Source organism: Sphingomonas daechungensis (genome assembly GCF_014489495.1).
Classification (GTDB): Bacteria; Pseudomonadota; Alphaproteobacteria; order Sphingomonadales; family Sphingomonadaceae; genus Sphingomicrobium; species Sphingomicrobium daechungense.
Genome location: NZ_CP060780.1, coordinates 2,761,333 through 2,778,681, shown reverse-complemented (window position 1 = coordinate 2,778,681; position 17,349 = coordinate 2,761,333). Strand labels below are relative to the sequence as shown.

Here is a 17,349-nt window from a genome sequence, read left to right as displayed (position 1 = left end):
CGTCGTTCACGCGCTGGCAGGAGGGCTGTCGGCGACCCTGACATTCAGCGACCGGAGCGATTGGCAGGGCGACTGCCCCGTCTCCGGATCGAACGGAAGGTTGTGCCAAGGGCAGACGATGCGGCCATCCGCAACATATCCCATGGCGAGGTCGGCCCCCTGGTGCGGACAGCGGCGATCGAACGATACGAACTCGTCCTCGCCAATGCGTGCGACGCAGGTCTTGGCATCGGTCGGACGGATCTCTCCGACCCGCATGCCGCTGAGGTCCTTGGCTGCAGGGGTCAGCTCGATCCGCTTGGCTTTGCTCGGGCGCAGCTTTTCCACGACGCGCTCGCCGAAGGATCGCAAATAGCTGGGCTGCAGCAGCGCCGGCAGCCGCGCAGCGGCACTGAGCGGCCCGCCAGCGAGGCCGCTGTAGGAATAGCTGTGATAGTGACCGTTCGGGAAATGCGGCCGGTCGAACGTCATCCGGTAACTGATCACGAACCGCGTTTCGTCGGTGTAGTTCAACGCCGATCCGTGAAGTTGGTCGGTGTGGAAGAGGACGAAGTCGCCGGGCTCGAGATCGAAGGTAAAGGGCTCGCTCAGTTTCTCGTCGCGGGCGATGTTGCCCATGCCGGTGTAGCGCTGATGGCCATCATATTCGTTGCGATAAACGGTCAGCCCATTGCCGCGCTGTACCCGGCCGATGGCGATCCAGATGTTGATGCCGTTGTCGGGACAGTCGAGCCAGGAGTCGCGGTGCGGCCCGTGCGCAGTAAGCTTTCCCTCGCCATGCTTCTGCCGGAAATCGTTGAAGGCCGCCCGGTCATTCTGGGTGGTGTCGAACGGGACGTGAAAACGGACGTTCGGCGACGTCTCGTAATAATAGCGGTCTTCGCCATTGAACGTCGCTGGAATGAGCGCTGCGAGGTCCTTGGGCGCGCGAGCGTTCACCCGATCGTAGAGTTCGTCGGTGAGGCGAGGAATGTCGTGCGCGGCCACAACTTCGTGAATCCGCTCGAACCCCTTTTCCTTCACTGCCGCCGCTGTCTCGGGCCGAGCACGTCGCTCACGGCCTCGAAGCTCAAGTCCAGGATCGGCTCCAGCAGCCCGGCCTTCTGAAGGCCGCCGCGAACGACGACGACTTCTCCGGCGAGCACGCGATCCTTGAGGTTCTGTTCGCTCGCAGGGTCGAGAATTTCGGATAACCAGCTCATCGATCTGACGTCCTAAGGTCCTGGTAAATAAAAGTTATACGGCGCTCCGCCCGCGGGCAATGCGTGATCGCAAAACGCTATGCACCGGCAGCGCTCCTGTTCGGCGCGGCATTGGACTGACTGCGGACAGTCAGGATCCCGGCCGCCGGTATCGAAAGCTTGATCGTGCCGTTCGAAACAATCGGGGCAGCTCGCGCCCCGTTTCCTTCGCTGTGGTGTAGCTTGCCAGGTAGCGGCCCGGTGGTAGCCCGCCGACGATCAGGTTCCTGGCGCGATCCGCGTTGACGACTACCACGAAGCCGCCGTCCCTGTTCTTGAACGCGACCGGCTTCACGTCGCCATCGTTCGACCGGGCGTCGACCCTTGTGGCTCCGATGCGAACGTACCGGAAATATTGTGCCAGGCCGCGGGTGCGATCCGCCATTCGGATGACAGGCGCATTCGGGTTGGCGTAGGCGACGACATAATAGTCACCGCCCTCATCAGGCTCCCCTGGAATGTCCTTCCGAGCGATGTCGTACTGCTGCCATGCCGAGACCTGTCCGACGGTCAGATCCTCGAACAATTCCGCGGCATCGCCGCTGAGATGCTCAAGCATTGCGGTGGAGATGTGATTCTCCTTCGCACGCTCGGCGATCCCGGGACGGGGGAAACGCGGTCGATTAGGCTGTTGGACAGGCCGATCGAGCGTGCGCTCTCGGCAATTCCCTTGATGACCGCCGGCTTGGGCGAGTCATATCGGTGATAAGACAATGTCGAAATCAGCGGCGCAACGCCGGGCACCGCCATCATCTCGTCGAAGAAAGCGGGCGCTCGTCCGGCCGAAGCCGTCGACGGAGCGATGAACTGCGGATCGAAGCCGTCCGCCTTCAGCCGCGCGTGCGTCGCAACGATCGCTTCGCCGATCTGGCGGCCTCGCCAATGGTCGGAATTGTCGGGCTCGAGGATGACTTCGAGAGAATCGGGAACGATGCCGTACTTGTCCTTCAGGTGCACGAAGGCGGCATCGATCAGCTCGGCATATTCCGCAGGCTGCCGAGCGTGCGAGATGTCGCCTTTGAGCTCGGTCTGGCCAAAGTCGACATAGTTGAGGTTGATGAAAAGCTTTTCGCCATTGGCCTCGACCCTCTGCTTGATCGGCAGGACCATTTTCTCGATCTGGTAGTCGAGGTGGGAAAACTGGACCCCGCGGGATTGAGCTGGTTGGGATCGGCGTCGTCGTTGATCTTCTCGTAGTAATGCCGCCGGAACGCTTTGTAGCCGATCTTGCCGGCCTCGAACTGCGACCAATAGTCCACCGGGTTCTCGGCACCGCTCTTCAGTTCGATCCGAACGCGGTTGATACCCAGCTCATTGACCAGCTTGTCGTAGATCTGCCCGGATATGGGCACCCACGAACCGTCGAATCGGTCCTCGGCCTTGTTGTACTCCCAAAGGCGGGTAGTCGTTTCCCAGCCATTCATGACCTGGTGGGTGACCGCGGGATCGACCGTGATCTCGACAGGATCGCGCGCGGAGGCCGAGCAGCTGCCGAGGCTGACGGCCGCGAGGAGGCCGGCGGTTGCCGCAATTCGTCTCAAGGCCATCATGGCCGGGCTCCTCCTTTCTTTGGACGAAAAGATAAACGACCGCCAATCAAGGCCATAGAGTGAAGTGCGCCCGGAAACGGCCTTTGTGTTCCAAAACTGGATGATCGGCTCGGAATCAGGCGGGCTTGGTCTTGCGCGAGCCTCCGGCGGCCGTCCTGCGCCGCGGCGCGGGCTTCGGCGCGACCTTCAGTCCGGTATCGCTTTCGACCTGCCGCATCGAGGGGCCCTCATCGGCGAAGTTCAGCAAGCGGCGAACGGCCACCCGACGTCCGTATCTCGCCTGGTGGTAGATGCGCCCGATGTACTCACCGATGATGCCCAGAAACACCGCATTGATCCCGAGAAGAAGAACAAAGAGACGATGATGGTCATGATGCCTCGGCCGGCGACGCTTCCGGCGAGGATCATCAGCACGATCTGGAACAGGCCGAACAGGAAGCTGGCGCTCGCGATGATGAAGCCCATGATCATGATCAGCTTCAGCGGCAATCGCGAGAAGGAGAAGATCATGTCGTAGGCGGTGCGGAAAAGTTTCGGCAGGCTGAAGCTCGACTTGCCCCACGTCCGCCGTTGCCAGACATAGTCGATGATGAAGGGCTTGTAGCCAAGCTCCGCAAGCATGCCGCGCACATAGGGCGCGGCGTCCGGGATGCTCAGCAGCTCGTCGACTACGCGCCGGTCGGCGAGCTGGTATTCGCCGACGCCGGGTTCCCATCGTTGGTCGGCGACACGCTCCATCATGCGGTAGAAGGCGTTGCGAAGGCTTCTCAGCCAACCGCTCTCGTCACGCTGCAGGCGGCGGCCGGCGACGAGCACATAGCCGTCCTCCCACTTCTCGATCATCTGGTCCATCAGCTCCAGCGGGTCCTGGAGATCGGAAGGTACGAGGAGGAAGACGGCGTCACCTTCCGCATATTCGAGCGCATTGAACGAGGACAGGAAGACGCCGACGTTGCGGGCGTTGAAGATGACCTTGAATCGGCTGTCCTTGGCCGCGATTTCCTCGAGATACGTCTGCGTGTCGTCGGTCGAGGCATTGTCGACCAGCAAGACTTCAGCGTCGTATTTCGAGAACTTCGCCGAACGAAGCGCCTTGCTCATCTCGTCATAGTAAGTCCGAAGGCCCTCGCCTTCATTGTAGACCGGCGAGATGACCGAGATACGCTTCTTCATTGCGCTCCGCCTCCCACGGTACGGGTCTCGATTTCCGGAAGCGGACGAATGAGCAAGGTTTCCTGCACGACGTTTGCTGCGACGACGTCGGCGATCTCGTCGAAGATGTTCCAGGCAAATGCGATGATCGCGTCGGGCGGATCGTCGCGAAGCGTCGCAGGCACGACGATCGGAATGTTCGCTCCGGGGATGAGCCGGCCCTGCTTTAGCGGGCTGGCATCGCAGCACCATTCGACATCGTTTGCGGTCAGGCCGAGGTAATTGCTGAGCACCGTCGCCTTGGATGCGGCGGCGTAAGCGGCGACGGTCTTTCCGGCGCTTCTCAGCTCCGAGACCGTGCCACGGAATCGGGATCGCCAGTCGCCGAGCCAATGCTCAAGTTGCTGCCATGGCGCCGCACCGGCCAGTTCACTTTCCTCGGCCAGATACCGATCGATCCGACCCTGCGCGGCCTCTCCGACCGGGCGTCCCTGCTTTTCCAGGAACAGGCGCAGCGAGCCGCCATGGGTCGACTGCGGCTGGACGTCTGCCACGACCATGCCATGCGTCTTCGCCCATGCCGACAAGGGGCCAACGCCGAGATAACAATAATGCTCGTGGTAGATGGTGTCGAAATAGCGGTGTGTCAGAATTCGCGTGAAGTGCGGGAACTCGAAGCAGAGCGCGCCGTCGTGCGTGATCAGGTCGCGGGCGGCCTGAAGGAAGCCGTCGGTGTCGGGAACGTGCGCGAGGACGTTGTTGCCGATGAACAGCTTTGGACGGCCTTGGCTCTCCACGATGTTGCGTGCAGTCTCCTCGTTGAAGAAGGCCGTCAGGGTCGGAATGCCGCTCGCCCGGGCAATCTCCGCCACGTTTCCGGAAGGCTCCACGCCGAGCACGCGCACGCCCGCCTCGGCGAAAAATCGCAAGAGCGTGCCGTCGTTGGAGCCGGCCTCGACCACCAGGTCACCCGGCCCAAGCCCGAAGTCGCGAACAAGCTGTCCGGCATAGTCGCGGCAATGCTCGACCCAGGTCGACGAGGCGCCTGAAACATAGGTGTAATCGTCGTGAAAATGCTCTTCCGCCGCCAGATTATGCTCCAGTTGCGGCAGGCCGCAGGAGGTGCAGACGACAATGTTGAGCGGGTAGACGGGAGCCGTGCCATCTCCGTCACCCTGAAGCGGGAGACGGTTGGAGATCGGCTGGTCGCCAAGCGACAAGGCCGTGCCGGACACCGCACTGCCGCATAGCCTGCAGGCCTGGATCTGGCTCACGACCGACATACCAACCTCAGCCTAACCCCGGTTCAACCTCTGTCGATGTCGCGCGAAGCTGCGCAACATACTCTTCCAGCCTTCGCGTCAGGTTTGCCGGGTCGCCGGCATCGGCCGGGACGACCGGCGCCATCCGCTCCGGAACGACGAACGCCAATGCCGAATCCGGCGCGGGCGCATCGCTTTCCCTCAGTTGCAGCTTTCGTCCCACCGCGCGCCCCACCAGGTCGAGCAAGTCCCGAAACGAAACATCGCTGCGGCCCGCGATGTCCCACTGGCCCGGCTGCGGATCGACCAGAAATCTGGCGAGAAAGTCGGCTTGGTCCTCAAGATGCAGCCACCGGCGGCGGCGGTCGAGCGATCCGCAGACGAACTCCTCGTTTGCAAGGGCAGCCCGAACGGCGGCGGGCAGCAGGCGCGACGGCTGCTCACCGGGTCCGAACATGAAATGCAGCCGGACCCAACTGAGCGGGCCTTGCCCTTCCAGAGCGGACCTCAAATCCAGCTTGCGCCGGGCGTATCCCAAGTACGGATCCTTCAGTCCGGGGTGCTCGGCACAGGCTTCGATCCCGCTTCCGAGGGCGACGAACCAAGCATTGCAAGCGGCGGCGCTTCGATGAAGCTCTAGGGTCCAGTCAAGAAATTGCGACCATGCCTCATCGTCATTGTGAGGCCACGCCGCATGGATCAGGAATGATGGACCATCAGTGACGGGCAGGGTGGTTCCGCGCTCGACTGGCACGACCCGGAAGCGATCGTCTCCTCTCAGTTTCCGCTGAATGGAACTGCCGACCAAGCCATGCGATCCTGTCAGGAATATCGTTGCAGGATCGCAACTTGTCACAACCTGGAGACCCCGTAGCCTGTCAGCGGGGAAATCCTCTCACGATTTCAGCTGAGAAGAAACCGGGGATGTCGACAAGGTTGAACCTGAGCAATCGGGATATTGCGTTTCTCGTCATCCTCACCGCGATCCCGGTGCTTGGATATCAGTTCGGCATGGGGAACCAGGTCGAGCAGTTTCCGATCATCGAGCGGCTCCGCGACCCGAACTTCATCGTCGGCGACTTCTACACCGACAGCGCCGTCCGCTTCGGCCCGCGCTTCTATTATTCCTGGTTCGTTAGCTTTCTGACGCACATCGCACCGCTGGCGGTGGTGATCTTCCTGCTGACCTGTGCCGTTAATTTCGGACTGGGGCTGGTCACTTTCCAGGCGGTGAGAAAGCGGCTGGAGGGAAGCCCAACCGGCTCGGCGATCGCGGCTGCCTTGGCGATCGCCAACAGCAGTTTTGCGCTCGGCCTTGCCGGCTATCTTCGCTTCGAGAGCTTCCAGCCTGCGAGCATCGCCATTCCGCTGAGCTTCGCGGGATTCATCTGGCTGGCGGAAGGGAGGCGCTACCTGGCGGCCGGCGCATTCTTTGTCGCCTCGTTGAGCCACCCGCTGATCGGGCCGGAGATTGCGCTGGTCGCTTATGGGTCTTGCGCCCTCTCCGACCTGGTGGAGCGAAAGGGCGTTCGCGAGCTGCTCGCATACATCCGTCCGGCCTGCTGTTTGCGGCCCTGTTCTTCGTTGCCTGGGTGCTTCCCGACCTCTCGAGCGAAAACGTGCGGCTGTCGTCCGAAGAATTCTTCTCGATCGTCCCGGCATTCCGGTCCCCGCACCATTACCTCGGGACGACGTTTCCGTTGTCGCACTATCGCCAGGTCGCCGCATTTCTCGCGGCGATCGCGATCCTCGCCTATCAGCTTCGGGAAGCCGGCCAAGTCGCGTTGCGCAATCGTCTGCTGTTCGCGACAGGCATCGTCATAGTTATGTGTGCGGCGAGCCTGATCCTGGTGGACAGCATGCACAATCGCCTGGCCGCCTCGGCTCAGGTCTTCCGCATGCTGATGGTCGTGAAGTGGGCAGGCTTCCTCCTGTTTGGAGCGGTAGCAAGCCGCTGGCTCGGGACCGGCCGCCCGCTGCTCGTGGCGGCGCCTTTCCTCGTTCTCCTCTCGACGGGCGAAGCCCAGCCTTACGTCATGCTTGCTGCGACCACTCTTGCCCTGGCGGCCGAGCGTTGGAGCGTCGGCAAGCGGACCGAGATCGTCCTCACGGTGCTCCTGGCGCTGTTCGCTTTCTACGAAACCATGCACATCGGATCGCGCGAGGAGGTCGTCCGTGCAGCGCTTGCCGGAATGAGTATCGGATTGCTCTACATGTCCCCGCTCGTGCTTCCGGTCGCGGCGGGACTGGCCATCTCCGCAGCCATCGCTCTGATCGCCTTCGGCTGGGTCAATCGGTCGCTGCAGATCAGCCATCGCGGCATCTTCAACCCAACCTATCAATGGTCGGACCTGAAGACCGACGACGCCGACATCGCCCGATGGGCCAAGGTCAATACGCCGGCCGGAGCCGTATGGATCACCCCCCGGAGTTCGAGACTTTCCGTCTTATCGCGGAGCGGCCCGTCGTCGTGGATTTCACCAGCATCCCGCTGCAGGAACTCGCCATGCGCGAATGGCGCCGGCGGATCCGCGACGTCTACGGAGATGTCCCCGGTGGCGGTTTCGTCGCGCAGCACGCCATGGACGCGAACTATCGGGCGATGACCCGGGAGAAAGCGGCGCAACTTTCGGCCGAGTATCGTGCGCGTTTCGCCGTGCTCGACCGGGAGACGCCGTGGCCTGGCAAACCCTTGTACGAAAACGGAACATACAAGGCTGTCAGTCTGGAAACCCCGCATTGATGGGCGCAGGGCTGGCAGCATGACCGTTTCGGCAGCGCTGGCGAACAGGAGAATCTTCCTGACCGGCCACACGGGCTTCACCGGCTCGTGGCTGGGCGCGTGGCTGTCCGCAATCGGCTGCGAGGTAACAGGTTACTCTTTGGAGCCCGAGACGGATCCCAACCTCTTTGGGATTCTAGGCGAAGGAGCGACCTACACTCGAAGCATCATCGGCGACATTCGCGACTATCCCAGCTTGCGCGAAGCGCTTGAGGCAGCGCAGCCCGAGCTTGTGATGCATCTCGCGGCCCAGCCACTGGTTCGCCGCTCCTACCGCGACCCGCTGGAGACATTCTCCTCGAACGCCATGGGCACGGCCAACGTACTGGAGGCGTCGCGCGGGTGCGGCTCGGTGAAGGCGTTCGTCTGCGTCACTACGGACAAGGTCTACGAGAACGTGGAGCGGCCCGAGCCTTATTCGGAAGCTGACCGTCTCGGTGGCAAGGACCCGTACAGCGCGTCCAAGGCCTGCGCGGAAATCATCACTCGCTCCTATCAGGAAACGCTGGCCGATCTGGGCAACGGCATGCGTATCGCAACGGCGCGAGGCGGCAACATCATCGGCGGAGGCGACTGGTCGGAAGACCGCATCGTCCCCGACTTCTACCGCGCAGCGACCGACGGAACGACCCTGTCGATCCGCAATCCGGATTCGATCCGCCCCTGGCAGCATGTGCTGTCCGCCTGCCACGGCTACTTGGCGATCGCGGCACATTTGCTGACATCGGACGCCGCCCGGAACGAAAGCTGGAACATCGGGCCAGCTGATCCTGAAGCTGTCACGGTCAGGCAATTGGTCGATATGCTGTCGCGCCATTCGAAGGCGCCGGCCATCGATTTCGGTTCGTCGCCGCTCAAGGAAGCCAATTTGCTGGCGCTCGACGTCGGAAAGGCGCGACGTGAGCTCGGCTTTGCGCCGCCGTGGAACACGGAAGAGGTGATCGCCCGGACTGCCGGGTGGTATGCGGCCTACTACGCCGATCCGGATGCGGGCCGCGCAATTACGCTGGACCAGCTTCGGAATTATCGCATCGCGATCGGCGACATCGAGGGGGAGATTGAGGATGAAGGCGATCATCCTGGCAGGCGGCCTCGGCACGCGATTGTCCGAGGAAACGCACCTCAAGCCGAAGCCGATGGTCGAGATCGGCGACAAGCCGATCCTTTGGCACGTGATGAAGATCTACGAGAGCCACGGCGTCACGGACTTCATCATCTGCCTTGGCTATCGCGGTGAACTCATCAAGGAATACTTCCAGAACTACGCGCTGCGGAACTCGGACGTGACGTTCGACATGCGCACCGGCGAGGCCAAGATCCATCGCAAGGCCTGCGAGGATTGGTGCGTCACGCTGATCGATACGGGGGACAAGGCGATGACCGGTGCGCGGCTGCGCAAGGTGCTTCCGTTCGTCGAGGACGACGAGGCATTCTGCCTGACTTACGGTGACGGCGTTGCCGACGTCGACATCCGGGCCCTGATCGATTTTCACAAGCAGCATGGGAAACTCGCCACCGTCACGGCCGTCACGCCGCCGGGCCGCTTCGGCGCGCTCAAGTTCGGCGAGGACGACGGCGATCAAGTCGAGGCCTTCGTCGAAAAGCCGCAGGGCGACGGGGCGCTCATCAACGGCGGCTTCTTCGTGCTGTCGCCGAAAGTGCGCGATTATCTGTCGGACAGCGACGACGAGATCTGGGAGCGCGATCCACTCGAGAAGCTGGCGCAGCACGGGCAGTTGATGGCCTTCCGCCACCGCGGGTTCTGGAAGCCGATGGATACGTTGCGCGACCGCCACGAGCTGGAAGCGATGTGGAGCGAACCCGCCCCGCCGTGGAAAAGCTGGTAGATGCAGCCGAAGGTTTACGTCTTGATTGTCAGCGCGGTCGCCATGTCGGCTGTGGGCCAAATGGCATTGAAGATCGCGGTCGAGCGTGCGCATCTCAAGAATGCGATCGCGGCAGGGGCCGTGAGCGCGCTCGGCGCCGCTGCCGTTTCGCCCGCCTTATGGGCCGCTGTGTTCATCTACGTTAGCTCCGTCGCCCTTTGGTTGTGGGTGCTTTCGGAGGCGGACCTGTCGACCGCATATCCCTTTGTCAGCCTCGGCTTCGTCCTGACGATGGTCTTCGCTGCCGTTTTTCTGAAGGAAGCGATCACCCCGTTGAAGCTTGCCGGGACTTTGCTCATCCTCGTCGGATGCGTGCTCGTGGCCAAAAGCGCCTGATCCGTCCGGCAAGCCATGCCGTCTGAGTCCGCACCGCCTGCGTGGGCGCAATTGTGGGGAAAGCTCGCCGGCAGTGGCGCCAAGTTCTTCCGCGACCTCGGACTGCTGGTCGCCGGGCAAATTGCCGCCAAGCTCGTCGGCGTTCTCGCCTTCGCTTACCTGGCGCGCGTCCTCGACCCCGAATCTTATGGCGAAGTGGAATTCGTGGTCGGTCTCGCTGGCTTGTTCGGAATGGTCGTCGACCTTGGCCTCACAACCATCGGTGTCAGACGCGCTGCTGCCGCTCCGGAAAAGCGCGGCGAACTCGCCACACAAGTCTTCCTGATCCGCTTCGCGGTCGCAGTTCTCTGCGCTCTGGTTATGATCGCCGGCGTCAACATTTTCGGCGGACCGCCGGCGCTGCACGGCCTGGTCACGCTCTATGCGCTCAGCCTGTTGTTCAGTGCGTTTTACCAGGAATGGCTGCTGCAGAGCGCTGGCCTGATGGCGCAGATCGCGCTCGCTCAAATCTTTCGCATGCTGGTGTTCTTCGCGGCCATCCTGCTGCTGGTGCGAGGAGTCGAGAATGCGGTCCTCGTCGGAGCTTGCGAGATCGCCGGCATCATCGCTGCCGCCGCTTACGCATTGTACGTTCAGCGGAAGAAGATCGCTCCAGTCCGTTTGTGGACCCGATTCGAGGACGCGTCGCTAATCCGCGAGGCGCTCCCGGTCGCGCTCGGGACGATGATCTGGTCAGCCGCGCAATATGCGCCCTTGTTCCTGATGGGTTCACTGGTCGGCGGTGCAGGAGTAGGTTTCTACGCTGGCGCGGCTCGCCTCGCTGCGTCGGTCGCGCAATTCAGCTTTGTCTATCATTTCAATCTCTACGCAACGGCATCGCGCATGGCGCGCGTCAGCGCGGAGGCGCTTGCCACGCTCATGCGCAGCTCCTTTCGCACCATGGCCTGGACGACGATCGGCGGCGGCCTGTTCGTGACTCTGGCTGCGCAGCCGATCATGGAGATCATCTACGGCCGAGAGTTCGGGGCGGCGGCGACCTCGCTTGCGATCCTGATCTGGACGGTCCCGGTCATGTTCCTGGCCGGCCATGCACGCTGGTCGCTGATTCTCGATCACAAGGAGGTCGAGGTCTTCCGGTCGCAGGTCGTCGGCTTGATTACGGTCGCCGGACTCGGCCTCATTCTTGTCCCGCGTTTCCATGAGACCGGCGCCGCAGCCGCCGGGCTCGGCGGTGGCATGGGCGTCTGGGTCAGCTCCTACGTCCTCGCCTGGGTTCGGAAGGTTGAAACGCCGCCGCTGATGCTTGCGGCGAGACCGCTCTTGCTTGCCGTTGCACTGGCTCTCGGGACCGTCTTGATTGCGTTGCCGGTTTGGATCGAAGCGGTAGGCGCGGTCGCGCTCTATGCCGTGGCGGCGCCCCTTATCGATCGAACGCTTTGGAAGGACGTACTTCACCTGGCCCGCGCCGGGCATCTCGCTCAGTAGAAGCTGCTGACCACCTTCGAACGAACCGCCCGCAACGCCTGCCGCGCCCGGAGGTAAGTCCGGCGGCCTTCTAGAAGCCCGGTCCAGTGCTTGCGGTCGCGAAAATAGTGCATGTCGATCCGCGGCAGGTCGAAGCGACTGTCAGCACGGGTCGGCACATCCAGCCGCACTCCGAAGGCTGCGCGGTAATGCTTGCCGATGGTCTCCACGACTTCCGGTGAAACGCGGCCATAAGGCGCCGCAAAGCCCTCGACCGCTTTGCCAATCTCCGCCGACAGGTCATCGGCGCATCCGGCAATCTCTTCCTCGCGGTCGGCAGGGGCAAGCTTCGTAAGATCGGCGTGGGTACGGCTGTGTCCGCCGAACTCCATGCCGTCCTTCGCCAATGCGCGAACCGTCGCCCAGTCCATGAGCGGCCGCGCGGGATTGTTGGCGCCTTGCCATGCCTCGGGATGGCCCAGCCGCCGGGTCGGGACAAACATCAGGGCGGAGAATCCGTGACGACGAAGGATCGGCGCTGCAACCTGCGCGAAATCGTCGAATGCATCGTCGAAGGTGATGAGGACGTTGCCCGAGTTGCTGTCGTCGCCTTCGTGCCAGGCGATGAACTCGTCCAGCGTGACGCCCCGGCGTCCCAGGTCGGCGAGGACCTGCATCTGTTCGGCGAACACCGCTGGCGGGATGCTAGTCGGCCCGGCCGCGTCCGAGATCGAGTGATAGGTGAGGACGAGCATTCGAGCGTCAGTCCTCGACCACGTGCGTTTCGAATTCGCGGCGATAGGCATGCCACTTGTCGAGGTCGAAAGAGCCGTCGGGGTTCAGGCAGTCGACGGCACCGTTCGCCATGGCGAGCGCATGATGGGTATTGTCGTGCGCGAACAGGCCCTGCCGTCCGAATGTCAGAAGGCCGCCAACGCTTTCGGCCCATTTGTCGACGACCTTCAGATGAGATTCGAAGTCGCGGTCGTAGACTGGATAGGCATATCCCAGCCGCCGCGTCTCCGTCCGTCGCACCTTGGCTGTCACTGGCAGGCCGACTCCGCCAAGCCATTCGCAAAGTTTCGCGCCCAGCGCGTCATCGCTAAGCTTCCAGAGATCCTCATGCGGGTCGCACGGCAGTTCCGCGCACAGGACGGTTACACCCTTCGGCTCGGTGCTTGCCGAGTAATTCTTGGGTTCGGAGAGGCGCGAAATCGGCACGGCATATTCCGGAAAGTAGTGCGCATCATATTCGGTGAACTGGTCCTGCTCCAGCACGAGGTAGATCAGGATCATGCCGCGATACTGAATGCGCGATGCGGCTTCGACCACCTCGGGCGGCGCAGGCGGATCGACGAGCGAGACAAGCGTCGCCAGAGGCAAGGTGGACCAGACCGTGTCCGTCGCGACGCGCAAGTCCTTGCCATCGGCCTGGTAACGGACGGCTTTCACCCGACCGCTCTCAAGCTCGATGCCGGTGATCGATGCCTCCAAGGTGAATTCGGCACCAGCGTTCTCGGCCTCAGAGCGAAGGCATTCGCTGATCTGCCCGAAACCCTTGCGTGGGTAATAGAAGCCGCCCGTGTGGGGCTTCTTGAAGCCCGGCACCTGGCCCAAGATCTTCTTCAGGATCTTGCCGATCGAGCTTCCCGAGACGCGTCGGGTCGCCAAGGTCACGGCCAACTCTTCTGGAGGCAGAGCCCAGAGCTTGCGCATGTAGGGGTAGTAGAAGTTTTCGCACATCGCGGGCCCCAAGCCCTGGTGGAGTACGCTGGCGAAGGTCGGCTCGCCGGATCCGGCGCGGCGAAACGGCTTGGTCGCGGCATCCCACAGCAACTGGAACGTGAAGCCTTTCGGAAGGCGCAACAGCAAGTCCACCGGCTTCAGCGGGAAGTGAATCCAGCGGCCCCGGAGGCGAATGCGTCCGTGCCGCGGGCGCCACAAGAGGTCGGGGCCGACCGCTTCTTTGATCATCTCGAGCAGATGCGGTTCGGTCGATGGATGCAGGCGGTGGCTGCCGAAATCGCAGTGGATGCCATCCAGCAGGAAGCTCCCCGAATTGCCGCCGACGCGCGGTGCGCGCTCGAGCACCTGCACGCCTGCCTTGCCGCTTCTCGCAAGCATCAACGCCGCGCCAACGCCCGCCGGGCCAGCGCCGAGAACCACCACTTGCTTCATGAAGATTGCTCCGCAGCCAACGCCGTTGGCGGCGCACGCCGCAACTGGACGAGAAAACCGATCAGCCCGCTCGCATAGAGCACCGACTGCCACACCAGGCCGATCGCGATCACTTGTGCGGGATCGGCACCGAACGGCTTCAGCAGCCCGGCCATGCTCGCTTCGCGAAGTCCCAGCCCGCCGAGGCTGATCGGCGCGATCGCGATGATCTTCGCAGTCGTCCAGGCATAGAACCAGGCTGCGACCGGCGCTTCGATATGCGCCGCGCGAGCGAAGGCGATGTTGATGCCGACGAACAGGCACTGGATCGCCATCGACATCACCAGGCAGAGCAGCAAGCGGCCGGGGTTTCGCACCAGCTCGGCGGCGGAATGGGCGAGCTTTGCAAGCAGCCGCATGATCTTGCCGGAAGGCTCGCTGCGACTGGTGAGCCGATCGAGCGATACCGCTGCGGCAAAACCAAGTCCGACCAGAACCGCGAGACCGATCAATGGCCAACCCAGCCAGAGTCCGGAATCCAGCCGGGGCTTCCACGCAATCCACGCCGCTGCCAACGCGATGATTGCCAGCCCCAAGGTGTCGAGCAATCGGTCCGCAAGCGAGCCTATCGCCAGGCGATGCTTGTCGTCCGCATGTTTCATGACCAGCCCTGCACGAACGACGTCACCGCCCGCGACGCTGGGCAATGCAAGATTGGCGGCCAGTCCTGCAAGGTGTGCGCGGAACGCCTGCCGATAGGATACGCCGCCCCCGATCAGGATCCGCCATTTGGCGGCGGCGGCCGCATGTCCGCACAGGAACAGCGCCAACGCCGCAAGCCAGAGCGGCAACGAGATTTGAAGAGCTGCCGCCCACACCTGGGAGAAAGGAACGAGATAGAAGATCAGCGCGAGCAACAGCGCGCTCACGCAAACTCGAAAGAGCCACGCGCCCATCCGGCGCTGGCTCGCCCTTTCCGGAGTGGAAGCCATCGTCAGGCCGGGGGAGGGGTCAGCCCCGATCTCGGCCGGAGATTCAGCCGCGCGATCATGTCGGCAATCAGGCCCAGCGCCCACAACAAGACTGCGCCAAGCAGGCCGAGCACCGCGGTCTCGGACAGATTGTCGATATAGACGTCGTAGATCGCCTTCGAAAAGCCGAGCACGAACAGGATCATCCCGGCCGGCATGTAGATGCGCAGCGGCTGGAAGTAGACCGTCAGCCGGGCGACCAGGAACATGAAGTTCCAGAAGTCGCGGGCTTTCATCTTCGAGACACCAACCCGCTTGCCGTAGACGATCGGCAGGTAAGACACGCGCATTCCCGACGCGAGCATGCACAAGGTGATGGTCGTCGTGAACGAGAAGGCGTCGGGCAGGAGCGGGACAAACGGCAACAGCGCTTCGCGACGGAACAGCCGCAGCCCGGAATTGAGATCGGTAATCCGGTGGCCGGCGAGGATGCCTGCCGTGCGATTGAGGACCCACTTTGCCGGGCGGCGGATCAGGGGCACGCCCTTCATCGCCGTCCCGCGATCGCCAACGACCATGTCGTTGTACGCGGTCATGGCGATCATTTCCGGAAGATATGAGGCTGGATAGGTGCCGTCGGCGTCGATGATCGCAATCAGCGGTGCCGAGCTCACGGCGATGCCGGCCTTGAGCGAGCGGCCGTAGCCGCCGTTGTGCGGGAAGTTGACGACCGTCGCTCCCGATGCCTCGGCGCGCTCAAGCGTATTGTCCTTGGAACCGTCGTTGACGACGATGATCTCGTGGGAGATCCCCGCATTGGTCAGTTCGGCGCGAACGGTTTCCACCGTCGCTTCGACCGCGTTCTCCTCATTGTAGGCCGGGATGACTACGGAGACTGCAGGCGTAGCGCCCGCACGTTTCACCTGTCTTCGCGATGCGGCCAGTTGCCGGCTTTCTTCCAACGCCCCTCCACATCGTCAGATGCGGGATTCATGATATAGAATGCGGGCTTAGAGTAAAGTTGAGGGGGGCGTACAATCCCTGACTGTGCCAAGTTCGAACAGCCAACCGTGAACAGGTTGCGCGTCGGGGGACGAAGCCGTCTTAGGGTGTCCAAGATGGCACAAGCTTTGTTCTTCACGGGCCGGCGAGCCGAAACGCGCGCCTTAATGCGTGACGGCGGGGCGGTAGTGTGAATTACTACAGTCCGAACCCAATGAGCCCGCTTCGTGTCGCGATCGTCACCACCTTCTATCCGCCGTGCAATTTCGGCGGCGACGGCATTTACATTCGCAACTTCGTGCAATCGCTCGCCCGTCGCGGCTGCGAAGTCGAAGTCATCTACGATGCCGACGCCTGGAAGGTCGGCGTAAGCGCGCTGCATCCACCGCCATCGCCGGAGCAGGTCCCGCAGCCCGATGGCGTAACAGTGCACCAGCTCGAAAGTCGTTGGCCGCTCGGATCAACATTGTTGACGCAGCAGGCAGGACGTCCGGTCGTCCAGCATAAGGCGATCGAGGCCATCCTCGCCAAGGGCTTCGATGTCATCCACTTCCACAACATCTCGCTCGTCGGCGGGCCCGCGGTTCTTGCACTGGGCGAAGCCATCAAGCTGTGCACGGTTCACGACCATTGGCTCGTATGCCCCAACCACATCTTGTGGAGGCATGATCGCGAACTGTGCGTCGGCCGCGAGTGCTTCAAATGCTCTCTGACGTTTCGCCGACCGCCCCAGGCGTGGCGGCACACGTCCTTGCTCGAAGACAATCTCGCGCACCTCGATGCCCTGATCGCGCTTAGCCAGTCCGTGGCCGATCGCCATCGGGAGTTCGGGCTGAAGAAAGACATGCTGCCGATGGCGTCCTTCATGCCGAACGCAGATGCGCAAGCGAGCTCAACGGCTCTCGGATCGTCCCATGACCGGCCTTACTTCCTGTTCGTGGGCCGCCTGCAGAGCTTCAAGGGTGTGCAGGATGCCATCTCCTGCTTCGACGATGACAGCCCGGCGGATCTGCTGATTGCCGGCAGCGGTGAGTTTGAGCCGGAACTTCGTGCGCTTGCAGCAGGGTGCAAGAGCGTCAAGTTCCTCGGCAAGATTGAGCAGGACAAGCTGCGGGCGCTGTATCGCGACGCGGTTGCGCTCATCGCTCCCTCGCTGTGCTACGAGGTATTTCCGATGGTTGCGCTGGAGGCGTTTCGGGAAGGAACGCCGGTCATCGCGCGCAATCTCGGACCCTATCCGCAAATCGTCGAGGAAAGCGCGGGGGGCATCCTGTTCGATGACGAGGATGGCCTTCGCGACGCCATGACCAAGCTGGCCTCGGATCCGGCGTTGCGGGATCGGCTCGGCGCGTCAGGCCGCGCCGCCCTGGCTGAGCGCTGGACCGAGACCAAGGCCATCGACGACTGGCTCGAACTCGTCCGATCCATTGCCGTGAAAAAGGGCAAGGAGGACACGAAACGAAAGATTGACGCCCTGTTCGCTATCGAGAGCGCATCGTGAACGAGCTTCACAACCTTCAAGCGGGCAACGCGAGTACCCAAGCCC

At 62.7% G+C, this 17,349-nt stretch carries 18 protein-coding genes and 1 pseudogene; 7 read left to right on the top strand and 12 right to left on the bottom strand.

Annotated features, from left to right (window positions below; genetic code table 11):
• Positions 1 to 6: 6 nt before the first annotated feature.
• From H9L15_RS15165 to H9L15_RS15135, 8 genes are all read right to left on the bottom strand, one after another.
• Complete coding sequence (locus tag H9L15_RS15165) at positions 7 to 1,023, bottom strand: Rieske 2Fe-2S domain-containing protein (protein ID WP_187714665.1); 1,017 nt, start codon at positions 1,021 to 1,023, stop codon at positions 7 to 9.
• Complete coding sequence (locus H9L15_RS15160) at positions 1,020 to 1,202, bottom strand: hypothetical protein (RefSeq protein ID WP_187714664.1); 183 nt, start codon at positions 1,200 to 1,202, stop codon at positions 1,020 to 1,022. The genes H9L15_RS15165 and H9L15_RS15160 overlap by 4 nt, the downstream gene beginning before the upstream one ends.
• Before the next feature lie 130 nt (positions 1,203 to 1,332).
• Positions 1,333 to 1,800, bottom strand: a complete 468-nt coding sequence (locus H9L15_RS15155) for a glycoside hydrolase family 30 beta sandwich domain-containing protein (RefSeq protein ID WP_187714663.1) — start codon at positions 1,798 to 1,800, stop codon at positions 1,333 to 1,335.
• Positions 1,752 to 2,351, bottom strand: coding sequence for a hypothetical protein (locus H9L15_RS15150; RefSeq protein WP_187714662.1), 600 nt, complete (start codon positions 2,349 to 2,351; stop codon positions 1,752 to 1,754). Before H9L15_RS15150 ends, H9L15_RS15155 begins: the two co-directional genes overlap by 49 nt.
• 555 nt (positions 2,352 to 2,906) lie before the next feature.
• Positions 2,907 to 3,038, bottom strand: coding sequence for a hypothetical protein (locus tag H9L15_RS19180; RefSeq protein WP_262984836.1), 132 nt, complete (start codon positions 3,036 to 3,038; stop codon positions 2,907 to 2,909).
• On the bottom strand, positions 3,032 to 3,964 hold the full coding sequence (locus H9L15_RS15145; RefSeq protein WP_187714661.1) for a glycosyltransferase family 2 protein: 933 nt from the start codon (positions 3,962 to 3,964) through the stop codon (positions 3,032 to 3,034). The genes H9L15_RS19180 and H9L15_RS15145 overlap by 7 nt, the downstream gene beginning before the upstream one ends.
• The gene (locus tag H9L15_RS15140) at positions 3,961 to 5,217 is read right to left on the bottom strand and encodes a methyltransferase domain-containing protein (protein ID WP_187714660.1); all 1,257 of its coding nucleotides are present in this window, start codon (positions 5,215 to 5,217) and stop codon (positions 3,961 to 3,963) included. The genes H9L15_RS15145 and H9L15_RS15140 overlap by 4 nt, the downstream gene beginning before the upstream one ends.
• Before the next feature lie 16 nt (positions 5,218 to 5,233).
• A complete protein-coding gene (locus tag H9L15_RS15135) occupies positions 5,234 to 6,013 on the bottom strand; it encodes an NAD-dependent epimerase/dehydratase family protein (RefSeq protein ID WP_187714659.1) in 780 nt (259 codons plus the stop codon).
• Between the two features lie 116 nt (positions 6,014 to 6,129).
• Here H9L15_RS15135 and H9L15_RS15130 point away from each other — a divergent pair, with 116 nt between their 5' ends.
• From H9L15_RS15130 to H9L15_RS15105, 6 genes and pseudogenes are all read left to right on the top strand, one after another.
• Positions 6,130 to 7,029 (top strand): hypothetical protein, encoded by a 900-nt coding sequence (locus H9L15_RS15130; protein WP_187714658.1) that lies wholly within the window; start codon positions 6,130 to 6,132, stop codon positions 7,027 to 7,029.
• Positions 7,030 to 7,546: 517 nt separating this feature from the next.
• On the top strand, positions 7,547 to 7,948 hold the full coding sequence (locus H9L15_RS20615; protein ID WP_398286356.1) for a DUF6798 domain-containing protein: 402 nt from the start codon (positions 7,547 to 7,549) through the stop codon (positions 7,946 to 7,948).
• 19 nt (positions 7,949 to 7,967) lie between these two features.
• Positions 7,968 to 8,954 (top strand): annotated as a pseudogene (rfbG, locus tag H9L15_RS15120) (CDP-glucose 4,6-dehydratase); the annotation flags it as partial.
• A 97-nt stretch (positions 8,955 to 9,051) separates the two neighbouring features.
• Positions 9,052 to 9,834, top strand: coding sequence for a glucose-1-phosphate cytidylyltransferase (gene rfbF / locus H9L15_RS15115; protein ID WP_187714656.1), 783 nt, complete (start codon positions 9,052 to 9,054; stop codon positions 9,832 to 9,834).
• Complete coding sequence (locus tag H9L15_RS15110; RefSeq protein WP_187714655.1) at positions 9,835 to 10,209, top strand: EamA family transporter; 375 nt, start codon at positions 9,835 to 9,837, stop codon at positions 10,207 to 10,209.
• Positions 10,210 to 10,224: 15 nt separating this feature from the next.
• Positions 10,225 to 11,694 carry an oligosaccharide flippase family protein gene (locus H9L15_RS15105; RefSeq protein ID WP_187714654.1) on the top strand — a complete coding sequence of 490 codons (1,470 nt, stop codon included), beginning with the start codon at positions 10,225 to 10,227 and terminating at the stop codon, positions 11,692 to 11,694.
• Here H9L15_RS15105 and H9L15_RS15100 read toward each other — a convergent pair.
• The 4 genes from H9L15_RS15100 to H9L15_RS15085 form a co-directional block, all read right to left on the bottom strand.
• Positions 11,688 to 12,428 (bottom strand): polysaccharide deacetylase family protein, encoded by a 741-nt coding sequence (locus H9L15_RS15100; protein ID WP_187714653.1) that lies wholly within the window; start codon positions 12,426 to 12,428, stop codon positions 11,688 to 11,690. The two genes, H9L15_RS15105 and H9L15_RS15100, sit on opposite strands and share 7 nt — an antisense overlap.
• 7 nt (positions 12,429 to 12,435) lie before the next feature.
• Positions 12,436 to 13,851 carry a protoporphyrinogen/coproporphyrinogen oxidase gene (locus H9L15_RS15095; protein ID WP_187714652.1) on the bottom strand — a complete coding sequence of 472 codons (1,416 nt, stop codon included), beginning with the start codon at positions 13,849 to 13,851 and terminating at the stop codon, positions 12,436 to 12,438.
• Positions 13,848 to 14,759 carry a lysylphosphatidylglycerol synthase transmembrane domain-containing protein gene (locus H9L15_RS15090; protein ID WP_187714651.1) on the bottom strand — a complete coding sequence of 304 codons (912 nt, stop codon included), beginning with the start codon at positions 14,757 to 14,759 and terminating at the stop codon, positions 13,848 to 13,850. Before H9L15_RS15090 ends, H9L15_RS15095 begins: the two co-directional genes overlap by 4 nt.
• 65 nt (positions 14,760 to 14,824) lie before the next feature.
• Positions 14,825 to 15,724, bottom strand: a complete 900-nt coding sequence (locus H9L15_RS15085) for a glycosyltransferase family 2 protein (RefSeq protein ID WP_187714650.1) — start codon at positions 15,722 to 15,724, stop codon at positions 14,825 to 14,827.
• A 293-nt stretch (positions 15,725 to 16,017) separates the two neighbouring features.
• On the opposite strand from H9L15_RS15085, the gene H9L15_RS15080 reads away from it, so the two are divergent.
• Positions 16,018 to 17,304 carry a glycosyltransferase family 4 protein gene (locus H9L15_RS15080; protein WP_187714649.1) on the top strand — a complete coding sequence of 429 codons (1,287 nt, stop codon included), beginning with the start codon at positions 16,018 to 16,020 and terminating at the stop codon, positions 17,302 to 17,304.
• Positions 17,305 to 17,349: the final 45 nt, after the last annotated feature.